This is a genomic window from Photobacterium sanguinicancri, assembly GCF_002265265.1.
GTDB classification, from domain to species: domain Bacteria; phylum Pseudomonadota; class Gammaproteobacteria; order Enterobacterales; family Vibrionaceae; genus Photobacterium; species Photobacterium sanguinicancri.
This window is the reverse complement of record NZ_NOIF01000284.1, coordinates 1-3,850: the sequence shown is the minus strand read 5'-3', so window position 1 is coordinate 3,850 and position 3,850 is coordinate 1. Positions and strand designations below refer to the sequence as shown.

1 protein-coding gene is annotated in these 3,850 nt (G+C 44.6%); it reads right to left on the bottom strand.

Annotation, left to right across the window (positions count from 1 at the left end; translation table 11 throughout):
- Window positions 1-48 precede the first annotated feature (48 nt).
- Window positions 49-3,129 (bottom strand): chondroitinase family polysaccharide lyase, encoded by a 3,081-nt coding sequence (locus ASV53_RS23135; protein WP_094958868.1) that lies wholly within the window; start codon window positions 3,127-3,129, stop codon window positions 49-51.
- Window positions 3,130-3,850: the final 721 nt, after the last annotated feature.

Below are 3,850 nucleotides of genomic sequence, written 5' to 3'. Positions count from 1 at the left end.
ATAATAAATAGAACCAGCAGCTGTAACAAGCTGCTGGTTTTTTCTTACTTATACTTTTTTCAGCATGAATTTTTCAGGTTTAGCGTCTTTGGTGGTAACACGTATTGTGGTGTTTCCTTCGGTAGTAGATTGGATAGATACTTGGCTGTTGCTGCCTATCAACTGCCATTGCCCTTTGAGCGTAAACTCGCTGCTGACGGGTTGTGATAGGTTAAAGCGCCAATCTCTATCGTAGATACTGACTTCGACTTGCTCGCCATTGGCGTCTACTTGCTCAGGATCTTGCCCTTGGTACAGCGCGAGATCTGGATTCACCACACTCAGTGACAACTGATCTTGAGCTGGGTTGGCTTGAAGCATGATTTGGCTTGCGCTTGCCGATGACAATACCCAACCCGCTTGATTGGTTGTTGTTGGGCTAAAGAACGCATAGCCTTCGACACCTTGCTCTGTTCTTACCGCATGCAGGTTTTGGTCTTTTTGCAGCACAGTATAGATTGGTTTCACAGCATCTTGAGCGGCAATCTTAATCGCATACTCATAGCTGCCATTGGTCGGCGCTTTGCCATGCTCTATCACAGCGGTCGCAAACTGGCCTGTTGTTGGTGCGGCGTCATCTTCATCATTGGATTGCTGCATTTGATAGGTGAAGTGGACTTGTTGTCCCGCACTGCTGGTCACAAAGTAGCGATTGCCTGCTGGGTCTAGCAAAGTAGTATCGTTGGCGTAGATAGAATCGGTACCAAGCGTGTCTATTTGTTGCCCATCGATTTCGACAGGTTCAAGGTTTTTAACACTGTGCTGGAATAATGTTGTTTGGGTTTCGTGTTCAGCAATATCGTTCTTGATGCCAGAACCCAGCGCGACCACTTTATTCCCAAAGATGAAATAGGATTTATGGGCGTAGAAGCTCTGCTGTTGGTATTTTTTATGCCCGTGCAGCGTCATCGCAAACATTGCATTGTCGTTGCCTAGCGTATTCGCGCCAGAGTAGCTTTCTGTAGATAACAGCATCTCCTCAATGCCAGCCCCTGGCAATTGGTTCAACTGAGCACGAAGTTCGTTATTTGGCATTTGAATCGTGGTTGTGCCGGGGTAGCGATTCCAGTCCCAGCCATCATGGCTAAACGCCCGTTTGCTCAGATCGGCTGGGGTGATCTCAAATTGACCATATTGCAGGTAACGCCCATACAGGTTGTTGGCGGCGTAGGTTTCGTTACCCACTAAATAGCGACTAAACCCTCTAGCGGTTGCGAGCCAAGACTGTGTTGCATCAACAGGGTTAGCGCCTCGTGCTATCGCCATAGACGCGTAGTTCATTGCCCATACCCCAGTCGGTTCTTTTTCGGCAGAGATACCTTCAAAGCTCGGCTTATTGGTTAAGTTCGCGTAGGCAGCAGCAAGTTCGTGATCGATAGCATCGGATTGATCAGGAGCGCCAGATTGCGCCATCCACTTAAATGGGGTCGCAGATATCTTTTGCTTGCCGTCTGGGTGACGACCACTTAATACAATCGGGGTTTGAGTTTCTTTGGTGTAAACCCGCATTTTGAGTAAGACGTCTTTGATCCTTTCATGAGCCTGTTGGGATATTTGATAGCTGCTGTGGCTTAAACCAAAAATAACCCCAGATAAGCCGCCAAAAGCATCTTTGCCGTAGGCTGGGTAATGTTGTGAGTGATGGAAGACACTGCCATCGGGTTTAAAGCCACCGCCTAAACCATCAGAGCTTAATAGCGTGGTGCTTAACCATGACTGCAACTGATGAAGCATGGTTTGGCGCTGCGCCTGATCGGGCAGTAACAAAAAGCTCTTTGTCATCCACTGCAATTGGGTATTAAGAATATCCACGTTAGAAGAGTTAATGTCTTTATCTTGTTCGTATACGCGGCCTGTCGCGTTAAACCACATCATTGATTGCTGGGCTTGTTGAAGCAGATTTTGTTCAGAGAGCAGTTTTCGGGCAACAAACAATGCATCGAAGAACTCCCGAGTTTGGTAGCCGACATGGGTGATGATTTGGAAACCAGAGCCACCTTCCCAACCTTGATCAAAGGCGTATCGAGCTGCGTCGGTGAAGGCTTTTTCTAACGCCGCTTTGTTTTCAGTTGAGAGTGATTGGCTGCGAAGGTACTTGGCAGTTTCAAGCATGGTTTTACCCAGCGTCCGAATACTCATGGTGTCGGTGAGCATGGCCAGAGTATCGTCACTCACTATGCCTGTTTTTAGGAAGTTGTGCCTTTTGGGGTGATCGAGTGGTTTACCCACATAGCTGCCATCACTGTTTTGGCTGATCATAAACGCTTGGTATTTCGCTAAGTTATCATCGACCTTTTGTTGGGAAATGACTTGCTGACTATTCACCCCTAAGTGTTTATCGAAGTTTTGATACAAGACGGCGGTATCACCTTGACTGTCATCAAAGGCAAGGTCGTAGTTAAAGCTAGGCTGTTGGTCGCGCAGCATTTGATCGTACATCAATAATGCTGTCCAGTTTTTACTGGCCATGTTAACGACATTAGGATTAACAAAAGGCTGCTGAATATCAGCGGTTGGCCAGCGGTTATCGACAGGAACTGCCATCATTGCTTGGTCAAAATAGAGCGTGCCGTTGGTGTCGGGAGCTGTGACGGTTAAGCGGTTCATGCCTGCGCTAGGCGTGCCTTTCATATCCCTAAATGGCACTGATATACCGCGCCATCCTTTGAAGTTTAAGCCATAGCTAAATTGGCTTTGCTGGTTGTCATCGGTGCCAAATTGAAATGTAAGTGATTTATCAGATGGTGTTTCGTTGTAGATCCACGCCATGAAAGTGTAGGGGGTGATCTCACTGTCATCGGTTTTGTAGCCAATATCTTGGGAGAAAACTAATTGGCTATTAGGATTAAAACGCCACTGCAAAGCATTATTACCATCTTTGAAGTGTTTATTGCTGATCGTTAATGGCTTTATCGACGTTGTTGTAATCGACGAGGGGAGTCCCTGTTCAAAAAAATACATATAACCGCCGGGTTCAGTTTTTCCGGCTCCGCCTTTGTCGCTTTCAACATTTTCGCTATTACAGCCCGTTAAGGCCAATAACAAGCTGACTGCGAGGTAGCTTGGTTTACACCATTTTGTTGTGTTCATTGTTTTCCCTTACTTACGTTATTTGATAACGAAGGGTAATGAAAGTGCTGTGGCGTTTTGTTGAGCGATCTCACAGTGAATAGTAATTAATGACTTTCAAATGGTTTCATTTGTGGTTTTTGATCGGTTATCACATTTCATAATGTTTCGTTGTTGGTTTTGATTTGATTTTTTTGACTTGTCTGTTTTCGTTATTGGCGGGTGGTTACTTTCAAAAGTGATGCTTCGCATGTGTTGTGAAAGATTACACTTGGGGCGGTTTTTTATTTTAACGCAGTTGTTGTTTTGCTCTCGTTACCTTTTGCATCGACAGTTAATTGGGCTTGTGTCGAACAAGTGGTAGGTGGTGTAAGTTATGCGAAAGCAGGGAAGTCGCTGGAAATGTGTAGAGGCGTGCTCATTTCCAGCACATTGATGTTCCATTGTGCATTAGAGTAAAAGCTCAATCGTAAGCTGTTAATGATGGTTTGCCTTACCAAAAGTTACCAGTGTGGATAGAAGCTATGTACGATTTATAAGTTTGCTCTTCTCTTAATGTTATTAAGTAATAGCTAATCAATTGCGCTACTGAAAGACAGCACCACAACAGTATAGAAATAAGAATAAGTAAATAATGTAATCAGACTTCATACTACTACCTATAACTGTGCTTTAACAAGTAATACTTATATTAACATTAAAGATGAATAATTAATCAAGGAGATAACCAGCAACATTATTT